The sequence below is a fragment of the Streptomyces sp. NPDC014864 genome (assembly GCF_043081525.1).
Lineage (GTDB): Bacteria > Actinomycetota > Actinomycetes > Streptomycetales > Streptomycetaceae > Streptomyces.
Map to the genome: position 1 here is coordinate 361,099 of NZ_JBIBWT010000004.1, position 16,935 is coordinate 378,033.

The 16,935-nt window shown below is 71.6% G+C and carries 15 protein-coding genes; 7 read left to right on the top strand and 8 right to left on the bottom strand.

The features are described from left to right. Positions 1–40: 40 nt before the first annotated feature. Together ACF1A5_RS10190 and ACF1A5_RS10195 are read right to left on the bottom strand one after the other, a co-directional pair. Complete coding sequence (locus ACF1A5_RS10190) at positions 41–1,750, bottom strand: threonine/serine exporter ThrE family protein (protein WP_392192376.1); 1,710 nt, start codon at positions 1,748–1,750, stop codon at positions 41–43. Positions 1,751–1,861: 111 nt separating this feature from the next. Further along, the gene (locus ACF1A5_RS10195; protein ID WP_392192442.1) at positions 1,862–2,353 is read right to left on the bottom strand and encodes an inorganic diphosphatase; all 492 of its coding nucleotides are present in this window, start codon (positions 2,351–2,353) and stop codon (positions 1,862–1,864) included. Positions 2,354–2,432: 79 nt separating this feature from the next. On the opposite strand from ACF1A5_RS10195, the gene dacB reads away from it, so the two are divergent. From dacB to folE, 6 genes are all read left to right on the top strand, one after another. Further along, positions 2,433–4,064 carry a D-alanyl-D-alanine carboxypeptidase/D-alanyl-D-alanine-endopeptidase gene (dacB, locus tag ACF1A5_RS10200; RefSeq protein WP_392192377.1) on the top strand — a complete coding sequence of 544 codons (1,632 nt, stop codon included), beginning with the start codon at positions 2,433–2,435 and terminating at the stop codon, positions 4,062–4,064. Positions 4,065–4,142: 78 nt separating this feature from the next. Then, a complete protein-coding gene (locus ACF1A5_RS10205) occupies positions 4,143–5,276 on the top strand; it encodes a zinc-dependent metalloprotease (RefSeq protein ID WP_392192378.1) in 1,134 nt (377 codons plus the stop codon). 193 nt (positions 5,277–5,469) lie between these two features. Further along, positions 5,470–6,588, top strand: a complete 1,119-nt coding sequence (gene tilS, locus ACF1A5_RS10210) for a tRNA lysidine(34) synthetase TilS (protein ID WP_392192379.1) — start codon at positions 5,470–5,472, stop codon at positions 6,586–6,588. A 110-nt stretch (positions 6,589–6,698) separates the two neighbouring features. Continuing rightward, positions 6,699–7,259 carry a hypoxanthine phosphoribosyltransferase gene (gene hpt / locus ACF1A5_RS10215; RefSeq protein ID WP_390659411.1) on the top strand — a complete coding sequence of 187 codons (561 nt, stop codon included), beginning with the start codon at positions 6,699–6,701 and terminating at the stop codon, positions 7,257–7,259. Between the two features lie 185 nt (positions 7,260–7,444). Continuing rightward, entirely contained in the window at positions 7,445–9,487 is a 2,043-nt protein-coding gene (gene ftsH / locus ACF1A5_RS10220; RefSeq protein WP_392192380.1) for an ATP-dependent zinc metalloprotease FtsH, read from the top strand. Between the two features lie 153 nt (positions 9,488–9,640). Next, positions 9,641–10,246 carry a GTP cyclohydrolase I FolE gene (gene folE, locus ACF1A5_RS10225; RefSeq protein WP_392192381.1) on the top strand — a complete coding sequence of 202 codons (606 nt, stop codon included), beginning with the start codon at positions 9,641–9,643 and terminating at the stop codon, positions 10,244–10,246. Positions 10,247–10,289: 43 nt separating this feature from the next. Here the strand turns inward: folE and ACF1A5_RS10230 are convergent, their stop codons facing one another. The 6 genes from ACF1A5_RS10230 to ACF1A5_RS10255 all read right to left on the bottom strand — a co-directional run bounded on the left by ACF1A5_RS10230 (position 10,290) and on the right by ACF1A5_RS10255 (position 15,439). After that, a complete protein-coding gene (locus tag ACF1A5_RS10230; RefSeq protein WP_392192382.1) occupies positions 10,290–10,778 on the bottom strand; it encodes a DUF3180 domain-containing protein in 489 nt (162 codons plus the stop codon). Positions 10,779–10,877: 99 nt separating this feature from the next. Beyond that, positions 10,878–11,489 (bottom strand): 2-amino-4-hydroxy-6-hydroxymethyldihydropteridine diphosphokinase, encoded by a 612-nt coding sequence (gene folK / locus ACF1A5_RS10235; protein WP_392192383.1) that lies wholly within the window; start codon positions 11,487–11,489, stop codon positions 10,878–10,880. Beyond that, the gene (gene folB / locus ACF1A5_RS10240) at positions 11,486–11,845 is read right to left on the bottom strand and encodes a dihydroneopterin aldolase (protein WP_392192384.1); all 360 of its coding nucleotides are present in this window, start codon (positions 11,843–11,845) and stop codon (positions 11,486–11,488) included. The genes folK and folB overlap by 4 nt, the downstream gene beginning before the upstream one ends. 249 nt (positions 11,846–12,094) lie before the next feature. Beyond that, a complete protein-coding gene (locus ACF1A5_RS10245) occupies positions 12,095–12,598 on the bottom strand; it encodes a nuclear transport factor 2 family protein (RefSeq protein ID WP_392192385.1) in 504 nt (167 codons plus the stop codon). Continuing rightward, complete coding sequence (folP, locus tag ACF1A5_RS10250; protein WP_392192386.1) at positions 12,595–13,500, bottom strand: dihydropteroate synthase; 906 nt, start codon at positions 13,498–13,500, stop codon at positions 12,595–12,597. Before folP ends, ACF1A5_RS10245 begins: the two co-directional genes overlap by 4 nt. A 127-nt stretch (positions 13,501–13,627) precedes the next feature. Beyond that, complete coding sequence (locus ACF1A5_RS10255) at positions 13,628–15,439, bottom strand: phosphatidylglycerol lysyltransferase domain-containing protein (RefSeq protein ID WP_392192387.1); 1,812 nt, start codon at positions 15,437–15,439, stop codon at positions 13,628–13,630. Between the two features lie 228 nt (positions 15,440–15,667). Between ACF1A5_RS10255 and ACF1A5_RS10260 the strand changes: the two genes are divergently transcribed. Next, positions 15,668–16,795: an alpha/beta hydrolase gene (locus ACF1A5_RS10260; RefSeq protein WP_392192388.1), complete on the top strand. Its 1,128-nt coding sequence runs from the start codon at positions 15,668–15,670 to the stop codon at positions 16,793–16,795. The last annotated feature ends 140 nt before the right edge of the window (positions 16,796–16,935 follow it).

Here is a 16,935-nt window from a genome sequence, read left to right on the forward strand (position 1 = left end):
CCGCTGAGCCCCCCTGGGGACCCGCAGGGCCCCAGGGGCCTCAGAAGCCTCGCGTACGCTTGGCCGCCCGCCGCCCCGCGGCGACGCCGCCCGGCAGCCTGAGGAACAGCCGCGAGATCTCCGACCCCAGGTTCACGCCGATCGCGATCGCCATGGCCAGGGACACTGCCTTGGCGAGGAACACCAGCCCCTTGTCGACGTTGTTCTGGGCGATGGACAGCAGACCGAAGTACGTCGCCGAACCGGGCAGCAGCGGACCGATCGCCGCGGTCGTGTAGGGCAGCGCCGAGGCGAACCGGTACCGGGACAGCAGCTGCCCGAACAGTCCGACCAGGCCCGCCGCGACCGCGGTCGAGGCCACCGGCGACAGGTCGCCGACGTAGTGCATCGCGCCGTACACCGACCACGCGACACCGCCGTTGAGCGTCACCAGGAGCACGGTGGACCGCTCCTGCTGGAGCAGCACCGCGAAGGTCAGCGACAGCAGCATCGACGCGATGATCTGCAGCAACGGCCGCTCGCTGATGCCCATCGCCGTGTCGGGGTTCAGCTGGGCGCCCACCTTCACACCGAAGTACAGGACCACCAGCACGCCGGTGACGATGCCGACGAAGAAGTACATGACCTCCAGCAGGCGCGCGGAGGCGGTGATGTAGAAGCCGGTCAGGCCGTCCTGCACGCCCGCCACCAGCGCCCGTCCCGGCAGCAGCGCGAACAGCCCACCGGTGATGACCGCGGAGGCGTTCACGTCGACGTGCGTCACCGTGATCGCAACGCCGAGCGCCGCCGGCGGCATCGCGGCGACCGTGAACTGGTAGAACTCCGGCAGCCCGCGCCCCGCGCACAGCCACGCCAGCCGGTCGCCGAGCATCGCGCCGATCGCGGCCGTGACGAAGACGAGCAGGCCACCGCCGACGAGCACGGCGGCCGCGGCCGCGAGCAGCCCGGCCGCCCCGGTCAGGGCCCAGCCGGGGTAGGGATGCCGGTTGCGGCGGATCTCGGCGAGCCGCCGGTAGGCCTCCTCCAGGGAGACATGGGTCTCCGGGTCGCTGAGGTCGTCGACGAGCCGGAACACGGCCGCCAGACGCGTGTAGTCGGTGCCCCGGCGGCGCACCGTCCGGGACGCCGTCACGGGGTCGTCGACCAGGGACGGCTGGTAGGTGACCGACAACAGCGTGAAGGTGACGGTCGGCTCGCAGCGGTCCAGCCCGTAGGACCGGCACACCGCGAACATCGCCGCCTCGACGTCCTCGGCGCCCTCGCCGCCCGCGAGCAGCAGCTCGCCGATACGCAGGGTCAGGTCGAGGACGCGCGGGACGGCCGGTCCGCCGTCCTCCGTCTTGTGCACCGGCTCCAGCGCCGGGCGCTCGGCCACCGGCATGCGCAGCATCGTGCGCATCCGGTCCTGCCAGGGGAGGTCCTTGGTCAGGCTGACCACTGGGACGCCGTTCGGCGGGGTGAAGGCGGGAGGCTGCCGGGCGCTGTAGGTGCTCGGCGGGCTGAACGCGGACCCCTCGGGCTCCGCGCCCGGCGCCTGCGGGACGTCGAGCCCCTTGGGGAGCGCGAACTCCGAGGTGGTCTCCGGCTCACTGCCGCCGGCTCTGGGGGCGGCCAGCCCCTCGGGCAGTGCGAACTCGGACGTCGTGGACGACTCGCCCTCGACGACCGGGGGCGCCGACGCCACCGCGGCAGCCCTGAAGACGCTCCTCGCCTGGTCCGACTGCGGCTTGCGGTCCTCCGCATCCGTCACTGGGCAACGCTCCCTGAACGACACCTTCCGTAAGCCTCAGTATGCGCACGGGCAAGCCGAAGGGCCGCGCCACCCCCGTAGGGGGCACGCGGCCCGGCGGCAGTGCGTGGATCAGTGACCGCCGTGCTCCTGGAAGCGCTTGACGGAACGCTCGATCTCCGCCTCGGCGTCGGTGCGGCCGACCCAGTTGGCGCCCTCGACGGACTTGCCGGGCTCCAGGTCCTTGTAGACCTCGAAGAAGTGCTGGATCTCCAGACGGTCGAACTCCGACACGTGGTGGATGTCCCGCAGGTGCTCGACCCGGGGGTCGGACGCCGGCACGCACAGCAGCTTGTCGTCGCCGCCGGCCTCGTCCGTCATCCGGAACATGCCGATCGCGCGGCACTTGATGAGGCAGCCGGGGAACGTCGGCTCGTCCAGGATCACCAGCGCGTCCAGCGGGTCGCCGTCCTCGCCGAGGGTGTTCTCGACGAAGCCGTAGTCGGCCGGGTAGCTGGTCGAGGTGAAGAGTCGACGGTCCAGGCGGATCCGACCGGTCTCGTGGTCCACCTCGTACTTGTTCCGCGAACCCTTCGGAATCTCGATCGTGACGTCGAACTCCACCGGTGGCTCCTCCATGATCAACACATAGTTCTGGTGGTTAAGTGTCCCTCACGCACGTGTGTGATCGCGAAAGGGGCTGGTGGTCGTGCCGGAGCTGAGGGCCTGGCGTGCCGCGAGGCCACGTCTGGCACGGGTCGCGCGGGTCGCGCGACCGCACCTCGTACGGGCCGCGCGGGCCGTGAAACCGCAGGTCACGCGGGTCACGCGGGCCGTGGAACCACGGGTCGCGCGGCTCACGCAGGCCGTTGGGCCACGGCTCGCCGTGCCGAAGGCCTGGCGGTACACCGCGGGCGCCGCCACCGCCGGGCTGGCGCTGGCCGCCGGTGTGGTCACCGCCGCGGGTCCCTGGGACTCCTCCGGTCAGCGTACGGCCGAGCGGGACTGGGCAGCCGCCCGGGAACGCGCGGGTGGCGCAGATCACGGCCCCGGTTCCGATACGTCCGATACGTCGTCCGGCACCCGGTCCGGCGGGCCGCGCCCGGCCCCCAGCGCCGCCGCCGTCCTCGTGGGCCTCGGCCGCACCGGCGCCGTCGTGAAGTCGGCCCCCACCGGACCCGCCTTCGCCGACGTCCTCCGCCCGCTCCTGGGGGACCCGGCGCTCGGCACCCACCACACCGCCGAGGTCGTCGACGTCGCCACCGGCAGGCGGCTCTACGGCGAGAACTCCGGCGACGCGCTCACCCCCGCCTCCACCACGAAGATCGCCACCGCCGTCGCCGCCCTCTCCGCGCTCGGCGCGGACCACCGCCTGACCACCCGCACCGCACTCGAACCCGGCACCGGCGAACTCGTCCTCGTCGGCGGCGGCGACCCCACCCTCACCGCCCGCAAGGACGCCGGAGGCCGGGCGAGCCTGCGCACCCTCGCCGACAGGACGGCGACGGCCCTGAAGAAGCGCGGCGTGAGCAAGGTGACGCTCTCCTACGACACCACCCTGTACGCCGGTCCCGAGCTGCACCCCATCGGCGTCAACGAGAACCTCGCCCCGGTCAGCGCCCTGATGGCCGACGAGGCGCGCACCGACGACTCGGACAGCGGCCCCGCGCCCCGCGCGGCGCAACCGGCCCCGGACGCGGCCCGCACCTTCGCCCGCCTGCTGGCCGGCCGCGGCATCGCGACCACCGCCCCCGGCCCCTCCAAGGCGACGTCCCGCGCGCAGACCCTGGCGACGGTCACCTCGCCACCGCTGTCCGCCGTGGTCGAGCGCATGCTCACCAACAGCGACAACGACATCGCGGAGGCCCTCGCCCGCCAGACCGCCGTCGCCACGGGCGGGCGGGCCGACTTCGACGGCGGTGCCGCCGCGATCGCCACCGAACTCGACAAGCTCCACCTCCCCCTCGGGGGCACCGTCTTCCACGACGGCAGCGGCCTGAACCGCGCCGACAAGCTGACGGCGGACCTGCTCACCGCCCTGCTGACGAAGGCGGGCGACCCGACCCGGCCCGATCTGCGCCCCGTGCTCACCGGGCTCCCGGTCGCCGGCTTCACCGGCACCCTGAGCGGCCGCTACGCGGACGGCGCGGCAGGGCTCGTACGCGCCAAGACCGGGACCCTGACGGGCGTCAACACCCTCGCGGGCACCGTCGTCGACCAGGACGGCCGCCTCCTGGCCTTCGCCTTCCTCACGGAGAACACCACCGCCCCCGCGGCCGCCCAGTCGGCCCTGGACCGCACCGCCACGGCACTGGCGTCCTGCGGCTGCCGCTGACACCGTGGCCCGGCCCCCGCACCCCGGGCCGGACTTCGTGGCCTGCCCCAAGCGGCGGCGCTCACGTACCGTTGACGCATGACGAGCATCGGTGGTGCCGCATCTTCCGGGATGATCGACTGGAACCTCGCGGTCGCGACCGCGACCCGGCTCCTGCGGCCGGGCCCCGAGGTGACCCGCGACGAGGCCCGGGCCGTCGTCGCGGAGCTGCGCCGACATGCCAGGGCCTCGGAGGGACACGTCCGGGGCTTCACTCGTCTGGGCACCGACGAGACCCACGACACCCCGGTGCTGGTGGTCGACCGCCCCGGCTGGGTGCGGGCGAACGTCGCCGGGTTCCGCGAGATCCTCAGGCCTCTGCTGGAGAAGATGCACGAGCGGCGCGGCGGCACCGCCGGCAGCTCGGTCCTCGGCGCCGTCGGCGGCAAGGTCACCGGCGTCGAACTCGGGATGCTGCTGTCCTTCCTCGCCTCCCGCGTCCTCGGCCAGTACGAGACCTTCGCCCCCTCCGCCCGCGACCTGCCCGCCGGCCAGAACGGCGGCGGCCGGCTGCTCCTCGTCGCCCCGAACATCGTCCACGTCGAACGCGAGCTCGACGTCGAGCCCCACGACTTCCGGCTCTGGGTGTGCCTGCACGAGGAGACGCACCGCACGCAGTTCACCGCCGTGCCCTGGCTGCGCGACCACCTGGAGGGCGAAATCCAGTCGTTCTTGGCGGAGACGGACGTCGACCCCATGGCCTTCCTGGAGCGCATCCGGGAGGCCGCCCAGTCGCTCGCCGGCGGCCGCCCCGAGGGCGAGGAGGGCGACGGCGGCCGGTCCCTCGTCGAGATGGTGCAGTCCCCGGCCCAGCGGGAGATCCTCGGCCGCCTCACCGCCGTGATGGCCCTGCTGGAGGGCCACGCCGACTTCGTGATGGACGGCGTCGGCCCCGACGTCGTACGGAGCGTCGCGGAGATCCGCGAGAAGTTCCAGCAGCGCCGTGCCAAGGGCGCCTCCCGCCTCGACCTGGCCCTGCGCAAGCTCCTCGGCCTGGACGCCAAGCTGCGCCAGTACCGCGACGGTGAGCGCTTCGTCCGCGCGGTCGTCGACGAGGTCGGCATGGACGGCTTCAACCGCGTGTGGACGTCCCCGAACACCCTTCCGACGAAGGCGGAGATCGCCAAGCCGGCGGACTGGATCGCACGGGTGCACCGCAGGGCCGAGTCGTGAGAAACGTTCGAACTTCGTGAACCCGATCCGGCCGTCGGCAGGCGAACGCGCCGCCAATCACCCGTCCGAGGGACCGTGAGCGATGGGTAGGCGTGCAATGCTCGGGGAACGGCCCGTTTCTGTCACCATCTACATACTCTGAGTGACCGAACTTCGGGCTCACCCCCCGAAAACTCCGTGAAGGGAACCGGACATGGGTCCCCATCCTGCGGTCGCGGCGATACGCCTGGCGGTGCGCCGCGTCCTCCACGACATCCTCGACGAGCAAGCCTCGTCCCACGCCGGACTGCCGCCCGCGCGGCCCGCGAAGGCACTGCACGGCCCGCGGCGCGAGCAGCCCCCGCGGCGCGTGCTGCCGGCCCCGCAGGGCGCACCGCCCGCCCCGCACGAGCACCCCCCGTCGCCCCTCGTCCTCGTGGCCTGCTCCGGCGGCGCCGACTCCATGGCCCTCGCCTCCGCCCTCGCCTTCGAGGCCCCCAAGCTGGGCGTCCGCGCGGGCGGCATCACCGTCGACCACGGCCTGCAGCCAGGCTCCGACCTGCGCGCCGACGAGGTCGCCCTGCGCATGCGCGAGCTCGGCCTGGACCCGGTCGAGTCCGTCGCCGTGACCGTCGGCCGCGGCGGCGGCCCCGAGGCAGCCGCCCGCGACGCCCGCTACGCCGCCCTGGACGCGGCCGCCGAACGCCACACGGCCGCCGCCGTCCTGCTCGGCCACACCCGCGACGACCAAGCCGAAACCGTCCTGCTCGGCCTCGCCCGCGGCTCCGGCATCCGCTCCCTGTCCGGCATGGCCGCGGTCTCGGGGGCCGGCGGCCGCTACCGCCGGCCGTTCCTGCACCTGGACCGGCAGACCGCCCGCAAGGCCTGCATGGTCCAGTCGCTGCCGGTCTGGGACGACCCGCACAACGCCGACCCCGCCTACACCCGGTCCCGGCTCCGCCACGAGGGCCTGCCCGCCCTGGAGAAGGCCCTCGGCAAGGGCGTCGTCGAGGCCCTCGCCCGCACCGCCCAGCTCTCCCGCGACGACGCCGACGCCCTCGACGCCTGGGCCAGCCAGGCCGAGGCCTCCGTCCGGGACGCCGCCGGCCGTCTGGAGTGCGCCAAGCTGTACGCCCTGCCCCCCGCCGTACGCCGCCGCATCCTGCGCCGCGCCGCCATCGAGGCCGGCGCACCGGCCGGTTCGCTGTTCGCCCGGCACATCGAGGAAGTCGACCGGCTGATCACCGGATGGCGCGGTCAGGGGGCCATCAACCTCCCCGGCCGGGTCGTCGCCCAGCGGCAGGGTGGCAGACTGGTGATTCGGCAAGGCTGAATCCCTCCCCTCCCGGGAGGCGGCCGGCCTCTCCGCCGAGGAGGTGCCGGGCGGCCGGTCTCCTCCCCGGAGAGGCCCGGCGAGCCACATATGCGGGACGACCGAAAGTGATGCGGGTGGACGCGAAAGACATGGGTGCCGACCTCAAGCAGGTGCTCATCACCAAGGAAGAGATCGACGCGAAGCTGGCCGACCTGGCCGCGAAGATCGACGCGGAGTACGCGGGCAAGGACCTGCTCATCGTCGGCGTCCTCAAGGGCGCGGTGATGGTCATGGCCGACCTCGCCCGAGCGCTGTCCACCCCCGTCACCATGGACTGGATGGCCGTCAGCTCCTACGGGGCGGGCACCCAGTCCTCCGGTGTCGTGCGGATCCTGAAGGACCTCGACACCGACATCAAGGGCAAGCACGTCCTGATCGTCGAGGACATCATCGACTCCGGCCTGACCCTGTCCTGGCTGATCTCCAACCTCGGCTCCCGCGAGCCCGCCTCGCTGAAGGTGTGCACGCTGCTGCGCAAGCCGGAGGCCGCCAAGGTCGCCATCGACGTGGAGTGGGTCGGCTTCGACATCCCCAACGAGTTCGTCGTCGGCTACGGCCTGGACTACGCCGAGAAGTACCGGAACCTGCCGTTCGTCGGTACCCTCGCGCCCCACGTCTACGGCGGATGACCCCGAAGGGCCCAACCTCCCTACGGTGATCGGGAACCCCGGAGGCCCTCCCGCCGTTGGAGGATGCAGACGGGAATGCCAGCCCTCCCGTGCGGCTTCGGGCCACAATGCTGGGGTACCGTCAGAAGAACTGTCTTATCAAACTCACTATGGCAGGAGGGACGGGGCGGCACCGCTCCGTATGGATGGACGTGAAGCGATACTTCCGTGGGCCGGTCATGTGGATCGTGCTGGCCGTCCTTGCCGTGGTCGTGTTGATGCAGGTCGTCGGCTCGTCCGGCGGCTACAAGACGGTGGACACCGGCCAGGTCGTGGCGGCGATCAATGACAACAGGGTCCAGTCGGCCAAGCTGACCACAGGCGACGAGCAGACCGTCAAGGTCGAGCTCAAGGACGGCCAGAAGGTCGACGGCAGCTCGAAGATCCAGGCGAGCTACATCGGCGACCAGGGCGTGACCATCGCCAACACGCTGCAGACCAAGTACCAGGACAAGCAGATCCCGGACGGCTACACGGTGTCGCCGTCCAAGCAGAACCCCTTCCTGGGTGTGCTGCTCTCCCTGCTGCCCTTCGTCCTCATCGTGGTCGTCTTCCTGTTCCTGATGAATCAGATGCAGGGCGGCGGCTCCCGGGTCATGAACTTCGGCAAGTCCAAGGCCAAGCTCATCACCAAGGACACCCCGAAGACCACCTTCACGGACGTCGCGGGTGCGGACGAGGCCGTCGAGGAGCTCCATGAGATCAAGGAGTTCCTGCAGGAGCCGGCCAAGTTCCAGGCCGTCGGCGCCAAGATCCCCAAGGGTGTGCTGCTCTACGGGCCGCCCGGCACCGGCAAGACCCTGCTCGCGCGTGCCGTCGCGGGTGAGGCCGGCGTCCCGTTCTACTCGATCTCCGGTTCCGACTTCGTCGAGATGTTCGTCGGTGTCGGTGCCTCCCGGGTCCGTGACCTGTTCGAGCAGGCCAAGGCGAACGCCCCGGCGATCGTCTTCGTCGACGAGATCGACGCGGTCGGCCGCCACCGCGGCGCCGGCCTCGGCGGTGGTCACGACGAGCGCGAGCAGACCCTGAACCAGCTGCTCGTCGAGATGGACGGCTTCGACGTCAAGGGCGGCGTGATCCTCATCGCCGCGACGAACCGGCCCGACATCCTGGACCCGGCGCTGCTCCGTCCCGGCCGCTTCGACCGCCAGATCGCGGTCGACCGCCCCGACATGCAGGGCCGCCTGGAGATCCTCAAGGTCCACCAGAAGGGCAAGCCGGTCGCGCCGGACGTCGACCTCGCCGCCGTCGCCCGCCGCACCCCCGGCTTCACCGGCGCCGACCTCTCCAACGTCCTGAACGAGGCCGCGCTGCTCACGGCCCGCAGCGACAAGCGGTTGATCGACAACCAGATGCTGGACGAGGCGATCGACCGCGTGGTCGCGGGGCCGCAGAAGCGGACCCGGATCATGTCGGACAAGGAGAAGAAGATCACCGCGTACCACGAGGGCGGCCACGCCCTGGTCGCGGCGGCCTCGCCGAACTCCGACCCGGTCCACAAGATCACGATCCTGTCGCGCGGTCGTGCCCTCGGCTACACGATGGTCCTGCCCGACGAGGACAAGTACTCCACCACGCGCAACGAGATGCTGGACCAGCTGGCCTACATGCTGGGCGGTCGCGCGGCCGAGGAGCTCGTCTTCCACGACCCGACCACGGGCGCGGCGAACGACATCGAGAAGGCCACCGCCACCGCCCGCGCGATGGTCACGCAGTACGGCATGACCGAGCGCCTCGGCGCGATCAAGTTCGGCGGCGACAACACCGAGCCGTTCCTCGGACGTGAGATGGCTCACCAGCGCGACTACTCGGAAGAGGTCGCCGCGCTGGTGGACGAGGAAGTCAAGAAGCTCATCGAGAACGCGCACAACGAGGCCTGGGAGATCCTGGTCGAGAACCGCGACGTCCTCGACAACCTCGTCCTGGCCCTTCTGGAGAAGGAGACGCTGGGCAAGGAGGAGATCGCCGAGATCTTCGCCCAGATCGTCAAGCGCCCGGCGCGGCCGGCCTGGACCGGTTCCTCCCGCCGCACACCGTCCACCCGCCCGCCGGTCCTCTCCCCGAAGGAGCTGGCCCTGACCAACGGTGCGAACGGCGCTACGCCGGCCATCAGCACCGCCAAGTCCACGGCGACGGAGCACGGCAGCCCGGCCACGGAGCAGGCACCCGAGGACCGCCGCGAGAGCTGACGGAACTCACTCTCCGGGCCCCGGTGGTCCCACCGGACCGGAATGGATGCCGCGTCCCCCAAGGTTCTAGCCTTGGGGGACGCGGCATTTCCGTATGTCCGCAGATGAGGCGCGTGGCCCACACGCGTGACAAGCACAGGAACGAGGCTGCAGATGACCGACCCCGTGACGCTGGACGGCGAGGGCCCCATCGGCGAGTTCGACGAGAAGCGCGCCGAGAACGCCGTACGCGAACTCCTCATCGCGGTCGGCGAGGACCCGGACCGCGAGGGCCTCCGAGAAACCCCGGGCCGGGTGGCACGGGCGTACAGGGAGATATTCGCGGGACTGTGGCAGAAGCCTGAGGACGTGCTGACGACCACGTTCGACCTCGGGCACGACGAGATGGTCCTGGTGAAGGACATCGAGGTGTACAGCACCTGTGAGCACCATCTGGTGCCCTTCAGGGGAGTCGCCCACGTCGGGTACATCCCGTCCGTGAGCGGGAAGATCACCGGACTGTCCAAGCTGGCCCGGCTGGTGGACGTCTACGCCCGCCGCCCCCAGGTGCAGGAACGACTCACCACGCAGATCGCGGACTCGCTGATGGAGATCCTCGAACCGCGTGGCGTGATCGTGGTCGTCGAGTGCGAGCACATGTGCATGTCGATGCGCGGAATCCGCAAGCCCGGCGCGAAGACCCTCACCTCGGCGGTGCGCGGTCAGCTGAGGGACGCGGCGACGCGGAACGAGGCGATGAGCCTCATCATGGCACGCTGACCCGGCGGGCCGGCTGGGGCGCCTCAGGTCCTCGAACGTCCGCTCACGCCGCCGGTTCCGCGCCCGGGGGGTTCTCGTCGTCGTCCTCGGGCAGCTTGCAGACGCGTTCCAGGAACATGGCGGCCGCTATCACGGCGATGCCCGCGAGGACGGAGAAGGCGGCGTAGAGGGCCTGGTCGCGGCGGGCGGGGATGTCCAGGAGTTCGAGCAGGAAGACGCCCGTGCCGCCGTACATCCCGGAGACGAGGGCGGCGACCAGGGCGCTGGCCTGGCCGAAGACGACCGCGCGGGCGGCCATCAGGGGGTCGACGCCCTTGGCGCCGGGGCGGCGCTCGCGCTGGGCTCTGAGACGGGCGCGCAGCGAGAGCGCCGTGGACAGCAGGACCGCCGCGATCAGGGCGAGGACGATGGGGGCGGCCAGCGGGACGCTGGGGAGTGTCCCCACCGAGTTCCACAGGCGGGCGCCCGCCCAGGACAGCACTCCGGCGACGACGAACACGCCGGCCAGCACCCTGATGCGCAGCTCTTTCACGGTGTCCCTTCAGCTCCCCCGGACTGTGGCCGGTCGTCGGCGGCTCGCCCCGGTCCGGTCCCGGCCTGGTCGCGCCGTGCGTCGTCTTGACCTTAACGACTACTCGGGCAGCCGGAGTTCCAGGTCGGCGCGCGGCTCGACGCCCGCGGGGGTGACGGCGGCCAGGAGGTCGGCCACGGCGCCGCGGCCCGGAAGCTGCGCCTCCGGGTCCACCTCGTGCCAGGGGGCGAGGACGAAGGCGCGTTCGTGGGCGCGGGGGTGGGGGAGGGTGAGGTGCGGGTCGTCGGAGACGAGGTCGGCGTAGGCGACGATGTCGACGTCGATGGTGCGCGGCCCCCAGCGCTCGTCGCGGACCCGGTTGAAGGCTTCCTCGATGGCGTGTGCCCGCTCCAGCAGGGAGGACGGCGGCAGGGTCGTCTTGAGGACGACCACGGCGTTGAAGTAGGACGGCTGGCTGCCGGGCTCGACGCCCCACGGCTCCGTCTCGTAGACGGGGGAGACCGCCCTGATGCGCACGCCGGGCGTGTCCTCCAGCGCGTCGACGGCTCCCTGGAGGGTCTCCAGGCGGTTGCCGAGGTTGGAGCCGAGGGAGATCACGGCCCGTTTCGGGTTGGACAGGGTGGTGTCGGCGGCGTCGACCTGCTCGACGACGGAGGCGGGCACCGGCTGGACGGTCGGGTCGCTGTGACCCTGGAGGGAAGGTCGGGTCATGCTCGGCTCCGGGTGATGGTGACGGTCACGTCGTCGAAGGGAACGGTGATCGGTGCGTCCGGCTTGTGGACGCGGACCTCGACCTCCTGGACCCCTTCGTGCTTCAGACAGGCCTGGGAGATGCGCTCGGCGAGCGTCTCGATGAGGTTGACGGGCTCGCCCTGGACCACGGCCACGGCCTCCTCCGCCACGATGCCGTAGTGCACGGTCTTCGCCAGGTCGTCGTCGGCCGCGGCCGGACGGGTGTCCAGCCCGAGGACGAGGTCCACGACGAAGAGCTGGCCCTCCTGGCGTTCCTCGGGGAACACACCGTGGTGCCCGCGGGCCTTCAGGCCGCGCAGCGCGACACGATCCACGCGAATCACTCCTGCAATCGTCGGTGACGGCCGGTCCGTACCGAGTGCGGGCGGTGCGGCCGGTCTGGGACGAATCTACCTGCGGACCCGGACAGCGCCAGGTCCCGGGGCGGCTGGTTTCGGGCCGGTCCGTCAGGGTTCACCGGGTGTTTCCCCTGGAGAACCCGGCCGCCCGCGGGTCGGAAGCCGCCCTTGCACGAGGCCCGTGATTCCAACCACTTCACGGCCCTCGCGGGGCCACCTACCCACTCAGGCGGGGGCCTCGTCGTCCTCGTCCTCGCCGTTTTCGGCCAGAACGGGGGAGGCGTGGTGCGACCACAGCTTCCACCCGGCGGAGGTGCGCCGGAACACGTTGGTGGCGACGACGAGCTGTCCGACGAGCGGGCCGAGTTCGTCGGCGCCCTCCGGGGCGGGGCCGCCGCTGAGGATGTTCTCGGTGCAGGTCACGAGAGCGGTGTCGCCGGTGACCGAGACGTGCACGTCGGTGAGGAAGAACTGGATGTAGTCGGTGTTCGCCATGATCAGCGCGTACGACCTGAGGACCTCGCCGCGCCCGGTGAGCACCGGCCAGCCGGGGTGCACGCAGGACACCACGCCGGTGTCGGCCGGGTCGTGGTACTCCTCGTCGACGCCCAGGTCGGAGGGCGTGAGCCAGAGTGAGGCCACCTCTTCGAAGTCGCCCCGTTCCATCGCCTCGTAGAAGGCGGTGTTGGCGGCCTCGACCTGTTCGACGTCGGTGTGGGGGGCGCTCACCGGGTTCCTTCCGGCGCGTTCTCGCCGGGCGCGTGCCGGCCGGTACGCGCCTCTTCCACGGCGTGCGCGACCCGTACCGCGTCCGCCGTCGCGCGGACCTCGTGCACGCGTACCGCCCACGCGCCGGCGTGTGCGGCGAGGGCGGAGACGGCGGCCGTGGCGGCGTCGCGTTCCCGTGCGGGGGGCGGCGCGCCCTCGGGGCCGGCCAGGACGCGGCCGAGGAACCGCTTGCGGGAGGCGGCGACCAGGACGGGGTGGCCGAGGGCGCGCAGGCGGTCGAGGTGGGCCAGGAGCGCGAGGTCGTGCTCGGCCTCCTTGGAGAAGCCGAGGCCGGGGTCGACGACGACGCGGTCGGGGGCGATGCCGCCCGCCAGGACGGCCTCCACGCGCGTGCGGAGTTCGTCGACGACTTCGGTGACGACGTCCTGGTAGGAGCCCTGGACGTTGCCGCCCTGCAGCAAGCCGCGCCAGTGCATGACGACGAAGGGGGCGCCGGTGTCCGCCACGACGGGGATCATGGCGGGGTCGGCGAGGCCGCCGCTGACGTCGTTCACCAGCGCGGCGCCGGCGGCGAGGGCCTGCTCGGCGACGGAGGCGCGCATGGTGTCGACGGAGATGGTGACGCCCTCGGAGGCGAGGCCGCGGACGACCGGGACGACGCGCCGCAGTTCCTCGGCCTCGTCCACGCGGGTGGCGCCCGGGCGGGTGGACTCGCCGCCGACGTCGACGAGGTCGGCGCCCTCGGCGACCAGGTGGAGGCCGTGCTTCACGGCGGCGGTCGTGTCGAACCAGCGGCCGCCGTCGGAGAAGGAGTCGGGGGTGACGTTCACGACCCCCATGACCGCGCAGCGGTCCCATGCCGGAAGGCCCGCCACTCGGCCGCGCCCGCTCTGGTTGTTCATACGTTCAGCGTAGGCCCAGGGTGCGGCCGTGACTTCCCGCGGCCCGGGCGTCGTGACTTCCCGCGGCCCGGGCCCTGGGGTGGACCCCGGCGCCGCAGCTGCGGCCTGCGCACGGGCCCTGGCCGGTTCACGCCGCGCGCACGTCCCGCTCCGCCACCGCGTGCGGGCAGGGGCGCGGGGCGGCCGTGCGGTGGCGCAGGAAGCGGGGCAGCGGCAGGGCGAGGCTGACGAAGCCCTCCGCCTGCATGGCGGCGAAGCCGATCCGGGGCAGGTCGGAGGAGGCGCGGTAGACGACGAAGCGCGGTTCCCAGCGGGGCTGGAACTTGGCGTTGAACTTGTACAGCGACTCGATCTGGAACCAGCGGGAGAGGAACACCAGCAGCCCGCGCCAGGCGCGCAGCACCGGGCCCGCGCCGATCTTCTCGCCGCGGGCGAGGGCCGAGCGGAACATGGCGAAGTTGAGGGAGATCCGCTGGACGCCGAACTTCGGCGCGGCCTGGAGGGCGGCGACGATGAGCAGTTCGTTCATGCCGGGGTCGGCGGCGCGGTCGCGCCGCATCAGCTCCAGGGAGACGCCGTCGGTGCCCCAGGGCACGAAGTGCAGGATCGCCTTCAGGTCGCCGTAGGGGCCGGGCTCGTCGTCGGTCTTGTGGGCGGTGGCGATGAGGCAGTCTCCGTCGGCGGGGTCGCCGATGCGGCCCAGCGCCATGGAGAAGCCGCGTTCGGTGTCGGTGCCGCGCCAGTCCTCCGCGGCCCGCCGGACGCGGTCCAGTTCGGCGTCGCCGAGGTCACGGATGCGCCGTACCCGGGTTTCGTAGCCGGCCCGCTCGATGCGCTTGACCATCTGGCGGACGTTGCGCATCGCGCGTCCGGCGAGCGAGAAATCCGCGACGTCCACCACCGCCTCGTCGCCCAGTTCCAGGGCGTCCAGGCCGGTCTCCCGGGTCCACACCTCGCCGCCGGTCTCGGAGCAGCCCATGACGGCGGGCGTCCAGGAGTGCGCCTTGGCCTCGTCCATGAAGCGCTCTATGGCGCCCGGCCAGGCCTCGACGTCGCCGATCGGGTCGCCGCTGGCGAGCATCACGCCGGAGACCACGCGGTAGGTGACGGCCGCCTTGCCGCTGGGGGAGAAGACGACCGCCTTGTCGCGGCGCAGCGCGAAGTGGCCGAGGGAGTCGCGGGCGCCGTGCTTGGCGAGCAGGGCGCGCAGCCGCGTCTCGTCCTCCTCCGTCAGGCGGGCCGCGGGGTGTTCGGGGCGGAAGGCGAGATAGACCGTGGTGACCGCGGTGAGCCAGCCGAGGGCGCCGAGGGAGATGGCAACGGTCCAGGAGGTGTTGCCCTGGTAGCTGACCGGCCCCTCGAAGCCGAACAGGCCGTAGACCACATGGGTCAGCCGGTCGGCCACGCTCGGGTTGCCGACCATGCGGTGCGGGTGGACGCTGACGATGATCATTCCGAGCGCCAGCGAACCGGCGCTCATGAGGATGAAGTTGGCCAGGGCCCGCCACCGGCTGCGCGGGTCGGGCAGGGCGCCGAACTCGGCCCGGTGGATCAGCAGCGGCGCGAGCAGGGCGGCGGAGATGACCACTCCGATGACGGAGTGCCGGTAGACGAACTCCGCGGCCGCGCCGGCCGGCAGCAGGGCCACGGCCGCGCGCCACGCCCGGCGCTTGCGGCGTTTCAGGCCGTGCGCGAGGAGCAGCAGGAGCACGCCCGCGCTGAGCGAGAGCGCCGCGGCGAAGGGGCCGAAGGAGCCCGGCAGTACCTCGGCGATGGCGTGCATACGGCTGTGCCGGAAGCGCGGGAACACGCCCGCGGCGATGTCCAGGAGACCCACGACGGAGCAGGCCCTGCCGACCAGAGCGGGGACGGCTTCGGGGCGCGGGCCGCGCAGGGCGCGGCGCACACGAACTGATCGGCCCGGAACCCCACCTGACATTTCCCCATCTATCCTGACAGACATCGCATCCCGTAGTTCTGCGAGAGACCTTGAATCCGGTGCCGATCCGGGCATCCGGCGACATTGCGCCCTCTAGGACGGTGTCTCGGGGAGAGAGGTTCACTCCCCTTCGGAAAGTCGGGTCAAAGGCAAGGGAAAGGCCGGGGCAAGCCCTCGCGAAGGAAGCGGCGGCGGGCCCGGGCGGGAAGTGCAGGCAGGAAAGAGCCCATGGGTCTCACGAGCAACAAAGTGCTGGTACTGACGGTCCTGATGGCCGTGCTGCTGTTCGTGGGCACGGTGTGGCTCTGGCCGCAGCTGGCGCGCCGGACCTGGCGGTCCGTCAGCGGGCGTGTCGGTCTGCTGCTGGCCACCCAGCTGGCGCTGTTCGCCTGCGTCGCCCTCGCCGCGAACCAGGCGTTCGGGTTCTACGCGACCTGGGCCGACCTGTTCGGGCAGGAGACCGACCAAGGGGTCGTCGTCGACCACTCGACGGCCGGCGGCACCAGCGGCCCGCTCCAGGTGATCGGCACCCAGCAGATGAACATGTCGGGCGGGACGCGGCCGCAGGTGGCCGGGCAGATCCAGAAGGTCGACATCGTGGGCCGTACGACCCGCATCGCCTCGCCCGCGTTCGTGTACCTGCCGCCGGAGTACTTCCAGCCGCAGTACCGCACGCGTACGTTCCCGGCGGCCGTGGTCCTCACCGGCTACCCGGGCACCGCCCAGGCGCTCGTGACGAAGCTGAACTATCCACGCACGGCGCAGGAGCTCGCGAAGGACGGGCGGATGCAGCCGATGATCCTGGTGATGCTGCGGCCGACGGTGGCGCCGCCGCGCGACACGGAGTGCGTGGACATTCCGGGAGGGCCGCAGACCGAGTCGTTCTTCGCCAGGGATCTGCCCGACGCCCTCCTCGCGCACTACCGGATCGGCAAGAAGCCGGGGAGCTGGGGCATCGTCGGCGATTCCACGGGCGGTTACTGCGCGCTGAAACTCGCCATGCACCATCCGGAGGTGTATGCCGCGGGCGCCGGTCTTTCCCCTTACTACAAGGCGCCGATCGACCCCACCACGGGTGATCTCTTCCATGGCAACAAGGAACTGCAGAATCGTGCCGACCTGTGGTGGAGCATCAAGCACCGGCCCGCTCCGGACACTTCGCTGCTGGTCACCAGCAGCAGGATCGGCGAGACGGACTACAAGGCCACGCTCGCCTTCGTCGACGCGGTGAAGGCGACGAACAAGACCCGGATCGCGTCGATCATCCTCGACAGCGGCGGCCACAACTTCAACACCTGGCGGCGCGAGATCCCGGGGACGCTTCAGTGGATGAGCGGGCAGCTGAGCGACCGCTGAAAACGATCTTGCGGAAGGGCGGGATCGGCGGAAGCGGGAGAAGTCGAGGAGCGGAAGGCGAGGCGGAAGACGGGGGAGAAGGCAGGGAGAAGGCGGGGGGAAAAGGGCCCGGAACTCCCGAAGCCTTGTGAAGGCTTCGG